13 protein-coding genes, 2 tRNA genes and 1 pseudogene are annotated in these 17,517 nt (G+C 68.0%); 12 read left to right on the top strand and 4 right to left on the bottom strand.

All coding sequences use genetic code 11. The features are described from left to right. Positions 1-197 precede the first annotated feature (197 nt). Both ACW7GZ_RS00175 and ACW7GZ_RS00170 read left to right on the top strand, forming a co-directional pair. The gene (locus ACW7GZ_RS00175) at positions 198-2,843 is read left to right on the top strand and encodes a TonB-dependent receptor (RefSeq protein WP_457001966.1); all 2,646 of its coding nucleotides are present in this window, start codon (positions 198-200) and stop codon (positions 2,841-2,843) included. A 116-nt stretch (positions 2,844-2,959) separates the two neighbouring features. Then, on the top strand, positions 2,960-3,454 hold the full coding sequence (locus tag ACW7GZ_RS00170) for a CinA family protein (protein WP_457001968.1): 495 nt from the start codon (positions 2,960-2,962) through the stop codon (positions 3,452-3,454). Positions 3,455-3,475: 21 nt separating this feature from the next. Here the strand turns inward: ACW7GZ_RS00170 and ACW7GZ_RS00165 are convergent, their stop codons facing one another. The 3 genes from ACW7GZ_RS00165 to ACW7GZ_RS00155 are packed head-to-tail and all read right to left on the bottom strand — an operon-like array spanning position 3,476 to position 6,404. Next, complete coding sequence (locus tag ACW7GZ_RS00165; RefSeq protein ID WP_457001970.1) at positions 3,476-4,201, bottom strand: hypothetical protein; 726 nt, start codon at positions 4,199-4,201, stop codon at positions 3,476-3,478. Positions 4,202-4,203: 2 nt separating this feature from the next. Beyond that, positions 4,204-5,289, bottom strand: a complete 1,086-nt coding sequence (locus ACW7GZ_RS00160; RefSeq protein ID WP_457007216.1) for a hypothetical protein — start codon at positions 5,287-5,289, stop codon at positions 4,204-4,206. After that, complete coding sequence (locus ACW7GZ_RS00155) at positions 5,286-6,404, bottom strand: GNAT family N-acetyltransferase (protein WP_457007215.1); 1,119 nt, start codon at positions 6,402-6,404, stop codon at positions 5,286-5,288. Before ACW7GZ_RS00155 ends, ACW7GZ_RS00160 begins: the two co-directional genes overlap by 4 nt. A 231-nt stretch (positions 6,405-6,635) precedes the next feature. Between ACW7GZ_RS00155 and ubiB the strand changes: the two genes are divergently transcribed. The 8 genes and pseudogenes from ubiB to ACW7GZ_RS00115 all read left to right on the top strand — a co-directional run bounded on the left by ubiB (position 6,636) and on the right by ACW7GZ_RS00115 (position 14,397). After that, positions 6,636-8,318 (top strand): 2-polyprenylphenol 6-hydroxylase, encoded by a 1,683-nt coding sequence (gene ubiB / locus ACW7GZ_RS00150; RefSeq protein ID WP_457007942.1) that lies wholly within the window; start codon positions 6,636-6,638, stop codon positions 8,316-8,318. A 33-nt stretch (positions 8,319-8,351) separates the two neighbouring features. Next, positions 8,352-9,077 (top strand): transcriptional repressor LexA, encoded by a 726-nt coding sequence (lexA, locus tag ACW7GZ_RS00145; RefSeq protein WP_457001975.1) that lies wholly within the window; start codon positions 8,352-8,354, stop codon positions 9,075-9,077. Positions 9,078-9,231: 154 nt separating this feature from the next. Beyond that, a pseudogene (recA, locus tag ACW7GZ_RS00140) lies at positions 9,232-10,269 on the top strand (recombinase RecA); the annotation flags it as partial. Between the two features lie 158 nt (positions 10,270-10,427). After that, entirely contained in the window at positions 10,428-10,883 is a 456-nt protein-coding gene (locus ACW7GZ_RS00135; protein WP_457002863.1) for a regulatory protein RecX, read from the top strand. Positions 10,884-11,027: 144 nt separating this feature from the next. Then, on the top strand, positions 11,028-13,715 hold the full coding sequence (gene alaS, locus ACW7GZ_RS00130) for an alanine--tRNA ligase (protein ID WP_457007213.1): 2,688 nt from the start codon (positions 11,028-11,030) through the stop codon (positions 13,713-13,715). Positions 13,716-13,861: 146 nt separating this feature from the next. After that, positions 13,862-14,086, top strand: coding sequence for a carbon storage regulator CsrA (gene csrA / locus ACW7GZ_RS00125; protein ID WP_457001977.1), 225 nt, complete (start codon positions 13,862-13,864; stop codon positions 14,084-14,086). Positions 14,087-14,163: 77 nt separating this feature from the next. Beyond that, positions 14,164-14,256: transfer RNA gene (locus ACW7GZ_RS00120), tRNA-Ser, on the top strand. A 64-nt stretch (positions 14,257-14,320) separates the two neighbouring features. Continuing rightward, positions 14,321-14,397: transfer RNA gene (locus ACW7GZ_RS00115), tRNA-Arg, on the top strand. 381 nt (positions 14,398-14,778) lie between these two features. Here ACW7GZ_RS00115 and ACW7GZ_RS00110 read toward each other — a convergent pair. Then, positions 14,779-15,069 (bottom strand): exonuclease domain-containing protein, encoded by a 291-nt coding sequence (locus ACW7GZ_RS00110; protein WP_457001979.1) that lies wholly within the window; start codon positions 15,067-15,069, stop codon positions 14,779-14,781. Between the two features lie 36 nt (positions 15,070-15,105). Here ACW7GZ_RS00110 and ACW7GZ_RS00105 point away from each other — a divergent pair, with 36 nt between their 5' ends. Together ACW7GZ_RS00105 and ACW7GZ_RS00100 are read left to right on the top strand one after the other, a co-directional pair. Next, a complete protein-coding gene (locus ACW7GZ_RS00105) occupies positions 15,106-15,402 on the top strand; it encodes a helix-turn-helix domain-containing protein (RefSeq protein WP_457007211.1) in 297 nt (98 codons plus the stop codon). A gap of 472 nt (positions 15,403-15,874) precedes the next feature. Continuing rightward, positions 15,875-17,446: a right-handed parallel beta-helix repeat-containing protein gene (locus tag ACW7GZ_RS00100; RefSeq protein WP_457007209.1), complete on the top strand. Its 1,572-nt coding sequence runs from the start codon at positions 15,875-15,877 to the stop codon at positions 17,444-17,446. The last annotated feature ends 71 nt before the right edge of the window (positions 17,447-17,517 follow it).

Raw genomic sequence — 17,517 nt, 5'->3', positions numbered from 1 at the left:
CAGCGGAGCAGCAGCAGGCCGCCGCGGCCGCACATACGCATGCGTCCGGAATTGTGCTAGCGTCGCTACAAGGTTGCGAAAGCCGCAGCACCGGGCCAGTCCCCCCACACGGGCCCCGTGCGTTCCGCCATGCACTTCATGGCGGCGGCCGCGCCGACACCGATGACCGAAACAACATCCATCGTAGGGGGACACCCATGGTCTCAGGCCATCTGCAACGCCACGCGCTCGCCACGGCGCTCATCGCCATCCTTGCAAGTCCCGCACTGGTATCCACGGCGCATGCCCAGGACGCGCCGCCGGGCGCTGAAGAACGACCCACCACGCTTGCCGGCATTACGGTCACCGCGCAGAAGCGCGAGGAGGTACTGCAGGACGTGCCGGTCTCGGTGACGGTTCTGGACGAGCAACTGATCCAGGACACCGGCGTCCGCGACATCAAGGACCTGCAGGTCCTGGTGCCGGGGCTCACCGTGACCAGCACCCAGAACGAGGCCATCACCACCGCGCGCATCCGCGGCATCGGCACCGTGGGCGACAACGTCGGCCTCGAGTCGTCGGTGGGCGTGGTCATCGACGGTGTCTATCGCCCGCGCAACAGCGTCGGCTTCGGCGACCTCGGCCAGATCGAGCGCATCGAAGTGCTGAAGGGGCCGCAGGGCACGGTGTTCGGCAAGAACACCTCCGCCGGCGTGATCAACGTCGTCACCCGCCGCCCGAGCTATACCCAGAGCGCCGAGGCCGAGATCACCGCCGGCAATTACGGTGCGTTCGGCGTTGCCGGCAGCTACAACGATGCCTTCAGCGACAGGGCGGCCTTCAGCGTCTACGCGGCCAAGCGCAAGCGCGACGGCTGGATGGACGTGGAAACGGGCGCCGGCCCGCGCACCAACGACGAAGACTACGACCAGGACTTCCACACGATTCGCGGCAAGCTGCTGTTCGAGCCCACCGAGAACCTCGACATCCTGCTGTCGGGCGACTTCACCAACCGCGACGAGAACTGCTGCACGGCGGTGCAGACCGTGGTCGGACAGAGTGCGCTGGTGCTCAACGCCGTCGCCGGCCACCAGGCGGTGGCCGCGCCCGGTGACGATCCCTTCGACCGCGTCGCCTACAGCAACCGCCCGACCACGCAGAAGATCAAGGACAGCGGCGTGAGTGCCGAGGTCAACTGGGATCCGGGCTGGTTTGGCGGCGCGACCCTGACCTCGATCACCGCTTCGCGCGAGTGGGAGAGCGTCAACGGCCTCGACTACGACTTCAGCACGGCGGACATCCTGTACCGCAATCCCGACGAGGACGAATCGTTCACCGGCTTTGAAACCTTCAGCCAGGAGTTCCGCCTGACCGGCTCCACCGACCGGATCGACTGGATGGTCGGCATGTTCTATTCGGACGAGGACCTGAACCGCGCCGAGAGCTATCGCGTCGGCGCGCACTATGAGCCCTATGTCTCTTCGTTGATCACCAATCTCGTGCTGGGTGAGCTGGCGCAGCAGCTGGGGCCGCTGGGCATCCCGGTCGACATGAGCAATCCGGCGCTGTTCCTGTCGCAGGTCAGCGGCCAGCCTTTCGGCACCAATTTCGCCGGGCTGGGCGCGCACGACCGCTACAAGCAGAATGCGGAGAGCCTGGCGTTCTTCACCAACAACACCTGGCACGTGAACGACGCGCTCGACCTCACCATGGGCCTCCGCTACACGCGCGAGGAAAAGCAGCTGTCCTCGATCTACAGCAATCCCAACGGCAGCATCGGCTGCAGTTCGATGCTGGCCAACCCGGGTGCGCGCGTCGGCGGGGCGCTGTACCAGCGCATCCCCGGGCTGGCGTTGCTGCCGCCGGAACTGCAGGCGCAGATCATCGGTGGCGCGGCCAACCAGATCCTCGGTTATTCCTGCCTGCCGTGGGCCAACGCGCTGCACAACGGCCGTTCGACCATGCAGGAACTCGACGAGAAGGAGTGGTCGGGCACGCTGAAGGCGGCCTATCGCTGGAACGAGAACGTCATGACCTACGGCTCGGTTGCGCGCGGCCACAAGGGCGGCGGCTTCAACCTGGACCGCGTGCAGTCGGCTGACGGCCTGTCCGCGAGCGGCGCGGGCATCATGCCGGTCAACGACACGTCGTTCGGCGGCGAGTTCGTCGACAGCTTCGAGCTTGGCGCCAAGACCACCTGGGCCGAGGGCACGCTGCTGCTGAACGCCACGCTGTTCCACCAGGAGTACGAGGACTTCCAGCTCAACAGCTTCCTGGGTACGAGCTTCGTGGTGCGCTCGATCCCGGAAGTGACCTCGTCGGGCATCGACGCCGAGATCCTGTGGCAGCCGCGCGCGGTGCAGGGCCTGATGCTGCAGGGTGGGCTGATGTATGCCAAGACCGAGTTCGGCGACGACATCCCCGGTCCCGACTTCATGGTGGGTACGCCGGCGAGCACGTCCGGCGCGTTGTACAAGCTGTCCGGCGCGACGATGCCGTTCGCACCGGAGTGGTCCGGCTCGCTGTCGGCGACGTACGAATGGGACTTCTCCAGCAACCTGATGGGCCGCTTCAACATCGGCGCGAAGTACATGGGCGACTACAACACCGGTTCGGACCTGGACGTGGAGAAGCACCAGGATTCGTACACGGTGGTCAATGCGCGCTTCGGCATCGGCCGCGCCGACAACCGCTGGATGCTGGAGTTCTGGAGCACCAACCTCACCGACACCGACTACGTCCAGGTGGGCTTCGACGGTCCGCTGCAGGCGCTGTTCCCGGACCCGGGCAATCCGTTCAACACCTACAACGCGTTCCCGGCCGCGCCGCGCATGTACGGCGTGACCCTGCGCGTCCGCTACTGATCCACGTGGCAACCGGGGCCCGCGCATCTCCGGATGCGCGGGCCCTTTTTTTCGGCCCGGGGCGACAAGCCCCCCGTGACCCCCGATACTGCGTGCTTTCGGCACGGAACAACACGATGGATGTCCCTGGCGACGCGGAACTGGCACGACTGGCCGAGCGCACCGGCACCCGGCTGCAGGCCGACCGCGACATGCTGGTGACCGCGGAAAGCTGCACCGGCGGCTGGATCGCCAAGACCGTCACCGACGTCGCCGGTTCATCGGCCTGGTTCGACTGCGGCTTGGCCGCATACAGCTACGAGGCCAAGCAGGCGCTGCTGGGCGTGCGTCCGCAGACCCTGGAAGAGCACGGCGCGGTCAGTCGCGAGACCGTGATCGAGATGGTTTCCGGCGCGCTTGTCACGTCCGGGGCCACGGTGGCGGTGGCCGTGACCGGCATCGCCGGGCCGGGCGGCGGCACCGAGGACAAGCCCGTGGGCACGGTATGGATCGGTTGGAAGCGCCGCGGCGGCTATCCGCAGGCGGAAGTCTTCGTCTTCGCCGGTGATCGCGATGCGGTCCGCAGGCAGACCGTGGCCGAAGCCCTGCGGGGGCTGGAGCGGCTGCTGTGAGTCGCCTGCGATTGGCGCTTTCTATGGGTTTCCCGCGTCGGCCGGCATGAAGAGGCCTGGTTCGCCGCCCACGTAGACACACATGACGTCGCTGCGGTACCGCGTTCGCAGGAAACCCGTCGCTTCGAACACGTCCGCGTGTTGCGGATTCGAATACGCGATGACGATGCGTCGAGGCGCGGCCCTGCAAGCAGCTTCGAGATTGGCCAGTACTTTGCGAATCACCACGTCATCGAACGGATTGTAGAAGTAGCAGAACAGGTCTCCCGGCGGCGGGTGGTAGGCGGCGGCATCCATGCACAGCAATTCGATCTCTGCGGCGCGCGGCTGGCGCGCGGCAAACGCGTCGATATTCAAGCGCGCCTGTACACACAGCGAATCGAACAGTTCGACGCCTATCACGCGGCGAAAGCCCATGTCGGTGGCGAGTGCAAGCGCACGCCCCTTGCCGGCGCCATAGTCGATGAATGTGTATTCCGCTGGATTGAACGGTTGTGCGGCACGCATCAGCCGGTTGAACCTGGCGAACGGCAGCGGGGCGTAAAAGACGGCATTTTCAAGATGTTGCGGATGGGGCCCGCTCCCGACGGATTCGGTTGCCTCGATTCGCCCCATGGTGGCGATGCCGAACTTGCGATCCAGCCTGGTCTCGCGTTGCGTCCGCAACCAGATCGGGATCTTGGCGAAGACGCCGAAGACGCCATCGATGCGGACCTGGCGGATCAGTTTTCGGATGAAGACGAGCATCGTCAGCCGTCCTGGTCGAACCACGTCACGTGCAGTTCCGGCAGGTCGGGCAAGGCGAGGTCGCCGTCGAGGTGCAGCCCGATGATCGGCTGTTCGCTGCGGGCGACGAACCCTTCGGCCCGCCAGCCAGCCATGGCACCGGCCGTGGCTGCCAACAACAGGTGGATCGCGGGTCGACGCTGCTTGCGCGCGGCAGCGACCAGGGCCCGGACGAGTGGTCGCGACAGCCCCGTCATTGCATCGGCCGACCAATAATCGAGCACCTGGAGCGGATCGCCCGGTGAGTCCTCGGCGTCACAGGCGAACCAGGCCAGCAGCTGCCCGTCGCTGTCGGACACCAACAGATAGCGCGCCCGTCCGGCAGGTGGCAGGTCGAAGCGCCAGCGCACCGCTGCGTGGTCGCGGACGCTGGTCAGTGCGTCCGGACGCGCGCCCGAATGCCACAGTCCATCCATTGCCGGGACGCTCGATCCGGACCAGCGCCAGTGCAGTCCGGGCACAAGGCCATCGGCCGCGCGGTCACGCAGGACGCCGGCCAGGTCCACGATGGCGCCGAGTGGCTGGGCGACGATGCCCGGAAGCCTGCGCCGCAGGTAGTCGCCATGGCGCAGCACCTTCGCGTGTCGCACCAGCTTGCCCAGTACGCTGAAGCCGGCACGTCGACTTACCCCGACCGCGCCGGGTCTCGGCAATCCATACAGCAGGTCGACCTGCCCCCGGGCGGCTTCGATCAGCGCCTGCTGCAACACCAGCGCCGGCCCCAGCGAGCGATGCTGCGTCGTGACCGCGAAATGGGCGACCACGGCGGCGCGGACAGACTGCCCGCGCCAGCGCATCGGCCGCGGGCCGGCACCGATCACCCCCACCAGCTCACCGCTCGGCTGATGGCGCAACAGTTGGATGATCGGCGGGCCGTGCGGGCTGTCGCGATAGAAGTGGTCGTACTTTTCCGGCTGCATCGCAAGTGGGCCGAAGTGGTCGCCCCAGATGGCAAGGATCGCGTCGCGGTCGCGATCGACGTCGCCTGGATGGGTGGTGTAATGGGGCGACACGACCGGCACCCGGCTGGCCGCTTCGATGGTACTCATCGAGCCGCCACCAGCCGCCGCTTCAGCATCCGATGCATCCGCTCGCCCTGGTTCAGCACCAGGCGATTGATCAGCGTGTTGTGCAGGATGGCGTAGTCGCCCAATACGCATTGGCCAGGCCACAGGTTCGGGAACATGGTGTTGTCGGCCACCGTGCAGGAATCGACCGCCTGCAACTGCGGATGCGTGTCGCGGATGCTGCGCATCTGGAACAGCTCGATCAGGACCCCGGGCGAATGCCGGGCATGCGCCTCCTCGTAGGCGATCTTGAAGGTGAAGGCGTGGGCGCCGCTGACGAAATTGCACTTCATCGCGATGGGCCTGCCGTCCAGTTCCAGCGCCAGCATGTGCAGTTGGCCGCGCGCGTGGGCAGCCTGGCAGGCTGCGAACAGGAATGCCTGCCGTGATTCGTCGACGCCCAAGGCGGTCCCTGCGCGGCCTTTCCAGCCGGAGGCCTCCACCTGCAGGAAATTTTCCAGCCACGTCGCGAGATCGTCGCCGTCGGACATCGTCCGGTAGCTGAGCGCGCCTTCCTCTCCCAGTCGGCGCTCCTTGCGGCGAAGCGTGCTGCGTTGTTTCGCAGACATGTGCTCCGGATCGTCAGGTGCGTCCAGACGATGCATCGCGCGCGTCCAGCGCGTGCGTCGGGACAGCAGCTGCGGCCGTCGTGCGATGGCCGTGTCCAACGCGGCTGCCACGTCTCCGTCCATGCGGATGTCGACCAGCTCCATGACGCCTGCCGTCGTCCCCTTGTCGGCGAACCAGTCAAGGATGGCGTCGATGGCCTCCTGTACATGCTCGCGGTGCAGCAATGGCGCGGCCAGGAAGGCGCATTCGTGGATCCAGGAGCGCAGCGTCCGCTGGGGCAGGCGCTTGAAGTGGGGGCGGAAGGCCAGTGGCAACAGGCAGATCAGCTCGTTCGTGGCGCGGCGTACCGCCAGCAGCTGCAAGGGTTCGGTGGACAGGAATTCCAGTGCCGGCCGCAGGCACCAGCTTTCATAGAAAGGATTGGGTTCGGTCGCGTTGGCGGCCAGATGGTCGATTTCCAGGGCGAGTGCATCATCGATGCGCCTGACCTCGGTCAGCTGGACCTCTGGAGTGCGAATTGCGTTCATGGATGCGCCGGTTCCTCCCTGGACGGAGATGTTTCGCCCGTTTCAGCTTGGGATAACGCAAGAAGGACCGATGGCTGGACATCTCCCGCGGCCGCCTGGCCGCGCGTGCCGCCGGTATAGTTCCCGGATGGATTGCGATTGCACCGACCTTGTCCGGTACCGGATTCGCCACCTGCGTGGCCGAAGCCCTGCGCGGGCTGGAGCGGCTGCCGTGAGTCGCCTGCGATGACCATGCTCGATGCCCTTGCCGGTGTCCGCGACCTCGGGCGCCTGCAGGAGATCGCCGTCGTCTTCGTTCGCCACGGCTTCGGGGACCTCGTGCGTCGCAGCGGCATGGCGGGCGTACTCGAGCGCGCCGGGCGGCTGCTGCACTGGGAGCGCGCCGAGGAGCGGCTGGAAATGAAGCCCGCGCAGCGCCTGCGCAGTGCGCTGCAGGAGCTGGGGCCGACCTTCGTCAAGCTGGGCCAGGTGTTGGCCACGCGCGTGGACCTGCTGCCGCCGGAGTGGATCGCCGAGCTGGGACTGCTGCAGAACGCGGTCCCGGCGCTGCCCTGGGAGGCGGTGCGGCCACAGCTGGTGGAGGACCTGGGCGTCGAGCCCGAGGTGGCCTTCGCGCGGGTGGAGCCGATACCGATCGCGGCGGCCTCGCTTGCGCAGGCGCACCGCGCGTGGCTGCACGATGGCGCGGCGGTGATCCTGAAAGTGCGCCGCCCGGGGATCGTCGAGGTGGTCGACGCCGACATGCGGTTGATGGCGCGGCTGGCCGAAGTGGTCGAGTCGCAGCTGCCGGACCTGCGCCGCTATCGCCCGGTCGAGGTCGTGCGCCAGTTCCGGGCCTCGCTGCGGCGCGAGCTCGACTTCGCCGCCGAGTGCCGCAGCGCCGAGCGGATCGCCGCCAATTTCGCCGACGACGAGCGCGTGCTGGTGCCGCGGGTGCACTGGCAGTGGACGTCGGAGCGGCTCAACGTCCAGGACTTCGTCGACGGCATACCCGCGGGCGATCTCCCTGCGGTCGATGCCGCCGGCCTGGACCGTGCCGCGCTGGCGCGGGCGGGCACCGGCATCGTGCTCAAGATGGTGCTTGAAGACGGCCTGTTCCACGCCGACCCGCATCCCGGCAACCTCTTCTTCCTGCGCGACGGCGGCATCGCGATCATCGACTTCGGCATGGTCGGCCACCTCGGCGAGCGCCGCCGGTTCGAGATCGCGCGCCTGCTGCACGGCATGGTCGAGCAGGACGCCGAGGCGGTGGCCGACATCCTGCTGGACTGGAGCATTGGCGGCGAGGTCGACGAGGAGCGCCTGGAAGCGGATACGGCGGCGGTGGTGGACCGCTACCGGGGCGTGCCGCTGAAGGACCTGCGCATGGGCACGATGCTGTCCGATGCCGCCGGCCTGCTGCGCAGCCACGGCCTGATGTTGCCACCGGATCTCGCGCTGGTGATCAAGGCCTTCCTGACGCTGGAAGGGTTCGGTCGCCAGCTGGACCCGGATTTCGACATGGCGACCGAGGCTCGGCCGTGGCTGGAGCGGGTGATGCGGCGCCGGTTCGCGCCCGCGGCCCTGGCCCGTCGCGGGCGTCGTGGCCTCGCCGGGATGCTCGAGTTCGGCGCGGAGCTGCCGCGCGACCTGCGCCGGCTGATCCGCGCCGCGCGCGGCGGACGGCTGGGCGCGCGCATCGAGATTCCCACGCTGCAGGCCCTCGGCGACCAGGTCGACCGCGCGGCCAGCCGCCTGACCATGGGCGTGATCACCGCGGCGCTGATCATCGGCTCCTCGATCGTGATGAACAGCGTCGGCGGTGGTGCCCGCAATCAATGGCTGATGGCCTTGGGTGTGGCCGGGTTCGTGGGCGCGGCTGCCTTGGGGGTGTGGATCGTGTATTCGATCTGGAAGGGCGCGCACAGGCGTTGATTCCTGTGGATGTTAGTAGTATTACTACTAACCATGGATATCACCGACACCCAGCAGTCCATCCTCGCCCTGATCGCCGAGCGCATCGCGGAGGAGGGCATGCCGCCCTCGCAGGCCGAGATCGCCCGCGCCTTCGGCTTCAGCAGCGTGCGCGCCGCCCAATACCATCTGGAGGCGTTGGAGGCTGCAGGGGCCATCGAGCGGGTGCCGGGGCGCGCGCGCGGGATCCGCGTGCTGCGGGCACCGGAGCTCCCGCAGGGATCGCTCGGATTCCCGGGGGACGAGGTCGCGGCTGCAGCCGCTGCCACAGGGCGCCAACCTGGTGCGGGTACGGCTTTTGTGGGAGCAGCCACAGCTGCGAATGCCGCGGCCGATCTCCTGGAGCTCCCCGTCCTCGGCCAGGTCGCCGCCGGCGTCCCCATCGGCGCCGACATCGGCAGCGACCAGATGGTCCTGATGGACCGCGCCTTCTTCTCCCCGGCGCCCGACTACCTGCTGCGCGTGCGCGGCGACTCGATGCGGGACGAGGGCATCTTCGACGGCGACTTGATCGGCGTGCACCGCACCGCCGACGCGCGCTCGGGCCAGATCGTCATCGCCCGCATCGACGACGAGATCACCGTCAAGCTGCTGAAGGTCGGCAAGGACCGCATCCGCCTGCTGCCGCGCAATCCGGACTACGCACCGATCGAGGTCGCACCGGATCAGGACTTCGCGATCGAAGGCCTGTACTGCGGCCTGGTGAGGCCGAACCGGTGACGCGGAATTCCCCCACGCTCACCCGCACCTTCCGCCGCTGCCGTTGACCCGCCGCAACCATTAGCTTCGAAACCACGGCGCGATGTCGCAGCCCCTGCGACCGCCGGTACGCACACTAGCCACATTCCCGAATACCTGATCCGAGGACACCACGATGGACGAGAACAAGAAGCGCGCGCTTTCCGCAGCCCTGGGCCAGATCGAAAAGCAGTACGGCAAGGGATCGGTGATCCGCATGGGCGACCGCGTCGCCGAAGTGGTCCCGGTAATTCCCACCGGTTCGCTGCAGCTCGACATCGCGCTCGGCATCGGCGGCCTGCCGCGCGGCCGCGTGATCGAGATCTACGGCCCCGAGTCCTCGGGCAAGACCACGCTTACCCTGCAGACCATCGCTGAATGCCAGAAGCTTGGCGGCGTGGCGGCGTTCATCGACGCCGAGCATGCGCTCGACCCGACCTACGCGCAGAAGCTCGGCGTCAACGTCGACGACCTGCTGGTGTCGCAGCCCGATACCGGCGAGCAGGCGCTCGAGATCGCCGACATGCTGGTGCGCTCCAACGCGGTCGACATGGTGGTGGTCGACTCGGTCGCCGCGCTTACCCCGCGTGCCGAAATCGAAGGAGAGATGGGCGACCAGCTGCCCGGCCTGCAGGCACGCTTGATGAGCCAGGCCCTGCGCAAGCTCACCGGCAACATCAAGCGCAGCAACTGCATGGTGTTCTTCATCAACCAGCTGCGCCACAAGATCGGCATGATGATGCCGGGCCAGAGCCCCGAAGTGACCACCGGCGGCAACGCGCTCAAGTTCTATGCCTCGGTGCGCCTGGACATCCGCCGCATCGGCGCGATCAAGAAGGGCGAAGAGATCATCGGCAACCAGACCCGCATCAAGGTGGTCAAAAACAAGATGGCGCCGCCGTTCAAGCAGGTCATCACCGAGATCCTCTACGGCGAGGGCATCAGCCGCGAAGGCGAGCTGATTGACATGGGCGTGGACGCCAAGCTGATCGAGAAGGCGGGCGCCTGGTACAGCTGCGGCGAAGAGCGCATCGGCCAGGGCAAGGAGAACGCCCGCCTGTACCTCAAGGAGAATCCGGAGGTCGCGAAGCGGATCGAAAGCGAACTGCGCGCCCGGCTGATGCCGCAGGCCGTCCTGGCCGCGGCCGCGGCTGCCGGTGACGAAAGCGCCAAGGCCAGCAAGGGCACCAAAGAGCCCAAAGAGCCCAAAGAAGCCAAGGAAGCCGCAGAAACCAAGGCCTGAGCGGGGTGGCCCGGGCGGGTGAAGGAGGGGGTGCCGATGGTGGCGCGCCTGAGGGCACCACCGGGCGGGGCCGCCGACGGCGGCCGGAGCTGACCCCGGCACAGCGTGCGCTCGGCCTGCTGGTTCGCCGTGAGCATTCGCGCAAGGAGCTCGCCCGCAAGCTCGAAGCCCGTGGCGTTGAGAGCGCGGAAGCCGAGGCCGCGATCGAGCGCATGGCCGAGGCCGGCTGGCAGGACGATGGCCGCTTCGCGACCGGCCTGGCGCGCATGCGTGCGGAGGCGGGTTACGGCCCGCTTCGGATCCGTGCGGAGCTTGGCACCCATGGGCTCGGCGGCGAGATCATCGAAGCGGCGTTCGAGGCACTTGCGGAGTCCGGCGCCGACGACTGGCGGGCCAATGCCCGCAGGCTGGTGCAGCGCCGCCATGGCCCAGCGGTTGCCGATGACCCGGTGCTGCGGCGCAAGGCCGCGGACCTGCTGTTCCGTCGCGGTTTCGACCATGACTCCGTGCGCGCCGCCACCGCGCCCGGGGACGAGGACGACTGAGCCGTTGGGCCCCGCCGGTGCTGCGTACTTGCGCCGTCCTGCTAACCTATCGGCATCCGAGCGCTAGCGCCCGGCGCCCGTGCCTGGCTGCGGCCAGCGGAGTCGCCGGGAGAGGCGCCGCCCCCGAAAAGCCTGCACGCCAAGATGCCAGATCGTACCCATCCAACGCGCCCCACCACGGCCGATATCCGCCGTGATTTCCTTGCCTTCTTCAGCGATCGCGGCCACACCGTCGTGCCCTCGGCATCGCTGGTGCCCGGCAACGACCCCACGCTGCTGTTCACCAACTCGGGCATGGTCCAGTTCAAGGACGTGTTCCTGGGCGCCGAGAAGCCCGGCTACGTGCGCGCGACTGACGTCCAGCGCTGCCTTCGCGCCGGTGGCAAACACAACGACCTTGACCAGGTCGGCTATACCGCGCGCCACCACACCTTCTTCGAGATGCTGGGGAACTGGTCGTTCGGCGACTACTTCAAGAAGGACGCCATCGCCTGGGCCTGGGAGCTGCTGACCGGGGTCTGGAAGATCCCGGCCGAGCGCCTGCTGGTCACCGTCTACCACACCGACGACGAGGCCTACGCCATCTGGCACGACGTGGTGGGCGTGCCCGCCGAGCGCATCATCCGCATCGGCGACAACAAGGGTGCGCCCTACGCCTCGGACAACTTCTGGCAGATGGCCGACACCGGCCCCTGCGGCCCCTGCACCGAGATCTTCTACGATCACGGCGCCCACATCCCTGGCGGCCCCCCGGGCTCGCCCGACGAAGACGGCGACCGCTACATCGAGATCTGGAACCTGGTGTTCATGCAGTTCGACCGCCAGCCGGACGGCCACATGGACCCGCTGCCTGCGCCCTGCGTCGACACCGGCATGGGCCTGGAGCGCCTTGCCGCGGTGCTGCAGGGCGTGCATGGCAACTACGAGATCGACCTGTTCCAGGCGCTGATCCGCGAAGCCGCAGCGCTGACCGGCACCGACGACACCGGCAACAAATCGCTGCGGGTGATCGCCGACCACATCCGCGCCTGCAGCTTCCTGGTCGTCGACGGCGTGCTGCCGTCCAACGAGGGCCGCGGCTACGTCCTGCGCCGGATCATCCGTCGCGCCCTGCGCCATGGCTGGATGCTCGGCGTGCGCAAGCCCTTCTTCCACAGGCTGGTGGCCACCCTCGACGCACTGATGGGCGAGGCCTACCCGGACCTGCGCACCCAGCGTGCGCTGGTCGAACGCGCGCTGCTGGCCGAGGAAGAGCGCTTTGCCGAGACCCTGGATTCGGGCATGCGCATCTTCGACGAAGTCGCTGCGCGCAGCGCCGGCTCCGCTTCCACGGACCCCGCCTCCAACGTCATGATCCCCGGCGCCGATGCCTTCCGCCTGTACGACACGTACGGCTTCCCGCTTGACCTCACCGCCGACATGGCGCGCGAGCGCGGCATGGAGGTCGACGTCGCCGGCTTCGAGGCGGCGATGGAGCAGCAGCGCGAGACCGCGCGCGCGGCAGGCAAGTTCGGCGGCGGCACCACCCTCCCGGCCGATCTGGTGGCGAAGATGGAGCCGACCGGCTTCCTCGGCCACGACCGCCTGGAGGCTGCCGGGCTCACGGTCGTGGCGCTGCTGCGCGACGGCCGTCCGGTAGAACGCGTCGAGGCGGGCGAAGAGGCGATCGTGTTCCTCGACCGCACCCCGTTCTACGCCGAGTCCGGCGGCCAGGTAGGCGACACCGGCGAGCTCGCCGCACCCGTTGGCGCCTCCTTCCTCGTAGACGACACCCGCAAATTCGCAGGCCAATACCACGGCCATATCGGCCGCGTGCGCACCGGCGCGCTTGCGGTGGGCGACCAGGTGCTCGCCAGCGTCGACGCCGCCCGCCGCGGCACCACCGTGCTCAACCACAGCGCCACCCATCTGCTGCACGGCGCCCTCCGCGAGCGCCTCGGCACCCACGTCGCGCAGAAGGGCTCGCTGGTCGCGCCCGACCGCCTGCGCTTCGACTTCTCGCACTTCGAGCCGATCACCGCGGACGAACTCCGCGACATCGAGCTCCGGGTCAACGACGAAGTGCGCGCCGACCACGGCGTGAGCATCCGCGAGATGGCGATGCAGGAAGCGGTCGACGCCGGCGCCATCGCGCTGTTCGGCGAGAAGTACGGCGAGCGCGTGCGGGTGGTGCAGATGGGCGACTCGGTCGAACTCTGCGGCGGCACCCACGTCGGCCGCACCGGCGAGATCGGCCTGTTCAAGCTGGTGTCGGAAGGCGGGGTCTCCGCCGGCGTGCGCCGCATCGAGGCGCTCACCGGCCGCGCCGCGCTCGATCACGTGGCGGCGGAGGAGGCGCGTCTCTCCGAAGCTGCGCGCCTTTTGGGCGGGACCGCCGCCGAGGTCGGCGACAAGCTGCGCGCGCTGCTGGACAGGCAGAAGAAGCTGGAACGCGAACTCGAGGCGATGAAGGCGCGCGCGGCCAGCAGCGCCACCGCCGACCTGTCCGCCGGCGCGGTCGATGTCGGCGGCATCAAGGTGCTGGCGGCGCGGATCGAGGGTCTCGACGCCCGCGCGCTGCGCGATGCCCTGGACCGCTTCAAGCAGCAGCTTGGCGATTCCGTGGTGCTGCTTGCCGGCGCCAGCGAAGGCCGTGCCGCGCTGGTGGCGGGTGTCAGCGGTTCGGCGCTTGGCCGGATCAAGGCGGGCGAGCTGCTGTCGCACGTGGCCGCACAGGTCGGCGGCAAGGGCGGCGGCCGGGCCGATATGGCCCAGGGCGGCGGCGAGGACGGGCCCGCCCTGGAGGCCGCGCTCGCCGCGGTTCCGGCCTGGGTGGCAGGGCGCGTGGCCTGAACCGCGGCAGGATTCGTTACTTTGTACATGCACGCAGCGGGCAGGCGCCTAGTTATCATGGCGGGATCGCGTGAACACTCAGGAAGGCCGCAGCTGCGAGCCTTTCAACAAAGACCGGGCGGAGACCCGGCCCATGGAGCTCCCACATGTTGATTTTGACCAGGCGGGTCGGCGAGACGCTCATGATCGGTGACTCGGTCACCGTGACCGTGCTCGGCGTCAAGGGTAACCAGGTGCGCGTAGGCATCACCGCGCCCAAGGATGTTTCCGTCCACCGCGAGGAAATCTACCAGCGCATCCAGCGCAACGAGCCCGTGGCAGCGGCCGGCGAGGACGGCGGCGCCGACGACGGCGGCAAGGATTCGAATTAAGTTTGCCGGCTGCGGGCCGAGCCGGTATTCTTACGCACCGCGCCGGTCGGCTTGGCCAGCGTGGGGATGCAACACCCGGAGAGTTGCCCGAGTGGCTGAAGGGGCTCCCCTGCTAAGGGAGTATAGGGTTTATAGCTCTATCGAGGGTTCGAATCCCTCACTCTCCGCCAGATTTATGGCGGTAGGCGATTGACGAAAGTTGGCTGTCTCTGCATAATTCCGCTTCTGCACAACGCGCCCGTAGCTCAGCTGGATAGAGCACCAGGCTACGAACTTGGGGGTCGGAGGTTCGAATCCTTCCGGGCGCACCATAGAGAAAGCACAAGGGTCAACGGCTTAGCGCTCGTTGGCCCTTTTGCGTTGTGGGCGCGGCGCCCGTATCAAGGAAGGCTTGGCGGGAAGGGTGTCCAACAAACAAGTTGGAGAAATCCTCGATGATGAGTTCGCCGAGGACCGCCGCGCTTGAGGGTCTACGTGCTGACGGAGGCCGCATCGGTCGCCCGATGGTGCGTGCCTTCGAACGCCAGCCCGGCGACGCCCAAGGCCGTGCCGAGACCAGGCCGTCGGGGCAACTGCACGCGCTTGGTGAACCGGTCCTTGAGGTTGAAGTGCTGCGTGTCGATCGGAAAGCCGATGCCATGGAAGTCGGCGTCCTGCTGGATCTGGCGGCGGTCGTAGTTGCCCCGCGAGCCCTAGGCGGTGAGGCGGAACGGGCGCAGCCAGTCCTGTAGTTGCGCCACGACCTCGACGAATCCCGCGGCCGGATCGACGTCAGGCTGGGTGATCGACGTGAGCTGCGTGCAGAACGGCGTCAGCCGGGGATTGCGCACGGGCTGCACGAAGACGTTGAACTCCTCCTTGATCCGCCATGACGCAGGATCCAGCAGCGCCGCACCGATCTCGATGATCTCCATTTCCTTCCGCGGAACCGAGCCCTGGTCGTCGCAGGTGGCTTCAAGGTCGAGCACCAGGTAGCGCCTCATGCGAGTTCCACCGCGGGTGCGCCGAGGTCGGCGGGAATGATCCGGATCCGACCCGCCAGTGACGAAAACAAGATCACGACGTCCAGCGGCAATGTCTTTGCCGACCTGGGATTCGATGAGGCCGAGGCCCAGGTGCTTGCGCTCCGTGCCGACCTCATGGCCCAGCTCGAGAAGACGATCAAGGCGCGCAACATGACCCAGGTCGCGGCCTCCAAGATCCTGGGTGTGAGCCAGGGGAGGGTGTCCGACCTGGCCCGCGGCAAGGTCGAGAAGTTCAGTCTCGACATGCTGGTCACGTTTGCGGCCAAGTTGGGAAAGCCAGCCAAGGAGTGAGTTGTCGGCCTGATTTCGACCTCCAGGCGGCGGAACGCGCAGGTGCCCGTGCCACACACTTGGAGGCCGCTTCCGTGCCACGCCCTGCGCCAACTTCGTGCCAAACGGCTTGATCACGGCGAGAATCGGCGCGAGGCTGACGCCCGGCTGAGGGCGCGGCCCACGCCAGGCCAAGTGTGACGCAGCGCACGCTCCAGGGCGGGGCGCGCCGGTACGATCCGATCCGCACCCGTCCGCGCGCGGACGCGGTGCCCACGCACACACCGCGACGTCGAACAGGGGCGCCGTCGCCATTCCCGGAGTTCCCCCGATGCGATTATGTCTTCACCAAGATGTGCGATTACCTGCGTGCCAGATCGCAGGTCCCGAACCACGGCCTTCGCGCAGGTCCCGCCACACGCGCTGCCTGGCTGCCGCAGCCACCGTCTTCCTCCTCGCCGCATCCTTCCCGGGCCTTGCCGCCGAGTGGTTCGTGTCCACGGCCGGCAGCGACAGCACCGGCACCGGCACGCTCCAGAAGCCGTTCCGCACCATCCGGCACGCCGCCGCAGGCAGCGTCTCCTCCGCAGGCGACACCATCACCATCCGTGGCCCTTCCGGCAACCGGACCTACAACGAGTGCGAAGTGCGCCTGCGCCACCGGCTCGTGCTCCGCTCCTACCAGGGCGAACGAGCGCATATCCATTGCGGCAACACGTCGGACGTAGCGGTACGCATCGATGTCAACGCCTCCGGCAGTCGCGTGGCCGGCTTCGAGATCAGCGGCGGCTACTACGGCGTGATGCTGATGACCAACTGGGAGCAGGGCGGGCCGTCCAGCGCCCACGGCGCGCGTAACGTGGTGCTCGAGGACCTGCTGGTCCACGACACCGGCCGCGACGGCATCAAGATCACGCCGAAGTCGGACAACGCGACCATCCGCCGCGTCGAGATCCACACCACCGGGGTCGGTTACCCGGCGGGCACGCCGGACGATTCCAAGAACGCCGACGGCATCGACAACGTCAATGGCTCGGGCATGGTCGTGGAAGACAGCTACATCCACGACACCGCGACCACGGGCCTGTACTTCAAGGGCGGCGCGGCGGACGTGGTGATCCAGCGCAACCGGATCGAGAACACCGGTGACGCGGGCATCCTGGTCGGCTTCGACACCAGTCCCGAATTCTTCGACCTGCAGCTCAACCCGGGCTACTACGAGGCGATCCGCGGCACGGTGCGCAACAACTACGTGCGCAACACCGGTTATGCGGGCATCGGCATGTATGCGTCCAGGGATTCGCTGGTCGCCAACAACACGATCGTCGATGCGGCGCGGAAGGGTCATGCGCCGCTGTACTTCGGGGTGACGTTCCAGGACTGGGACCCGGCGGCGGGGCGTCCCGCCAACCGCAATCCCATGCTGCGCAACAACCTGGTGGTCCAGGACGGCGGCCGCTGCATGGAGATCCGCTACTCCAGCGAACTCGGCGGCCTGTCCGGGCTCAGCGGCTCGCCCGGCAGTGACTACAACGGCTTCCAGGCCAACTGCAGGTTCCGCGACGCGCGGCCGGGCAGCAACCTGGCCGATGGCTCGCTGGCGCAGTGGCGATCGACCACCGGTTCGGACGCGAACAGCATGACCGCCACGTTCACAGTGGATGCCACCGGGCATCTGCCCGCCGGCAGCCCGGCAATCGACCGCGGCGTGGCCCTGTCGCAGGTGCTCGACGACATCGACGGCCAGATCCGCCCTGTGCGCTACGACATCGGCGCCGACGAATACATGGGCGCCAGCCTGGCACCCGTGCCACGCAACGGATCCGCGCCGCTGGTGCCGCCCGCGGTGGGACCGGCGACCGCAGGCGGTGGTACCGGCAGCGCGCTGGCGCCTGCATCGGCCGGCGATCGCGCCGGGACGCGCGTCGCGCCGGTGCCGGCAGGCGCCGTGGACGCCGGTGCGCGGCGCCAGGTCCGCATCACCGCACCGGCCGTGGTCGCCTGGCGGCGCTTCATGGCCTGGCTGGACGCGGCGCGCGACAGCTTGACCCTCCACATGGAGTGACACGCGCTGTCGCAGGGCAGCGCCCGAGGGCCCCGGTGGAGACGCCGGGGCCTTTTGCCGTCCGGGCGGTG

This window comes from Luteimonas sp. A537 (assembly GCF_054052065.1).
Note: the sequence above shows the minus strand (reverse complement) of the source record. Positions and strands in the feature narration are given on the sequence as shown.

Coding starts and splice junctions, on each gene's coding strand:
- ACW7GZ_RS00175 (WP_457001966.1), top strand. CDS start 198: ATGGTCTCAGGCCATCTGCAACGCCACGCGCTCGCCACGGCGCTCATC.
- ACW7GZ_RS00170 (WP_457001968.1), top strand. CDS start 2,960: ATGGATGTCCCTGGCGACGCGGAACTGGCACGACTGGCCGAGCGCACC.
- ACW7GZ_RS00165 (WP_457001970.1), bottom strand. CDS start 4,201: ATGCTCGTCTTCATCCGAAAACTGATCCGCCAGGTCCGCATCGATGGC.
- ACW7GZ_RS00160 (WP_457007216.1), bottom strand. CDS start 5,289: ATGAGTACCATCGAAGCGGCCAGCCGGGTGCCGGTCGTGTCGCCCCAT.
- ACW7GZ_RS00155 (WP_457007215.1), bottom strand. CDS start 6,404: ATGAACGCAATTCGCACTCCAGAGGTCCAGCTGACCGAGGTCAGGCGC.
- ubiB (WP_457007942.1), top strand. CDS start 6,636: ATGCTCGATGCCCTTGCCGGTGTCCGCGACCTCGGGCGCCTGCAGGAG.
- lexA (WP_457001975.1), top strand. CDS start 8,352: ATGGATATCACCGACACCCAGCAGTCCATCCTCGCCCTGATCGCCGAG.
- alaS (WP_457007213.1), top strand. CDS start 11,028: ATGCCAGATCGTACCCATCCAACGCGCCCCACCACGGCCGATATCCGC.
- csrA (WP_457001977.1), top strand. CDS start 13,862: ATGTTGATTTTGACCAGGCGGGTCGGCGAGACGCTCATGATCGGTGAC.
- ACW7GZ_RS00110 (WP_457001979.1), bottom strand. CDS start 15,069: ATGAGGCGCTACCTGGTGCTCGACCTTGAAGCCACCTGCGACGACCAG.
- ACW7GZ_RS00105 (WP_457007211.1), top strand. CDS start 15,106: ATGATCCGGATCCGACCCGCCAGTGACGAAAACAAGATCACGACGTCC.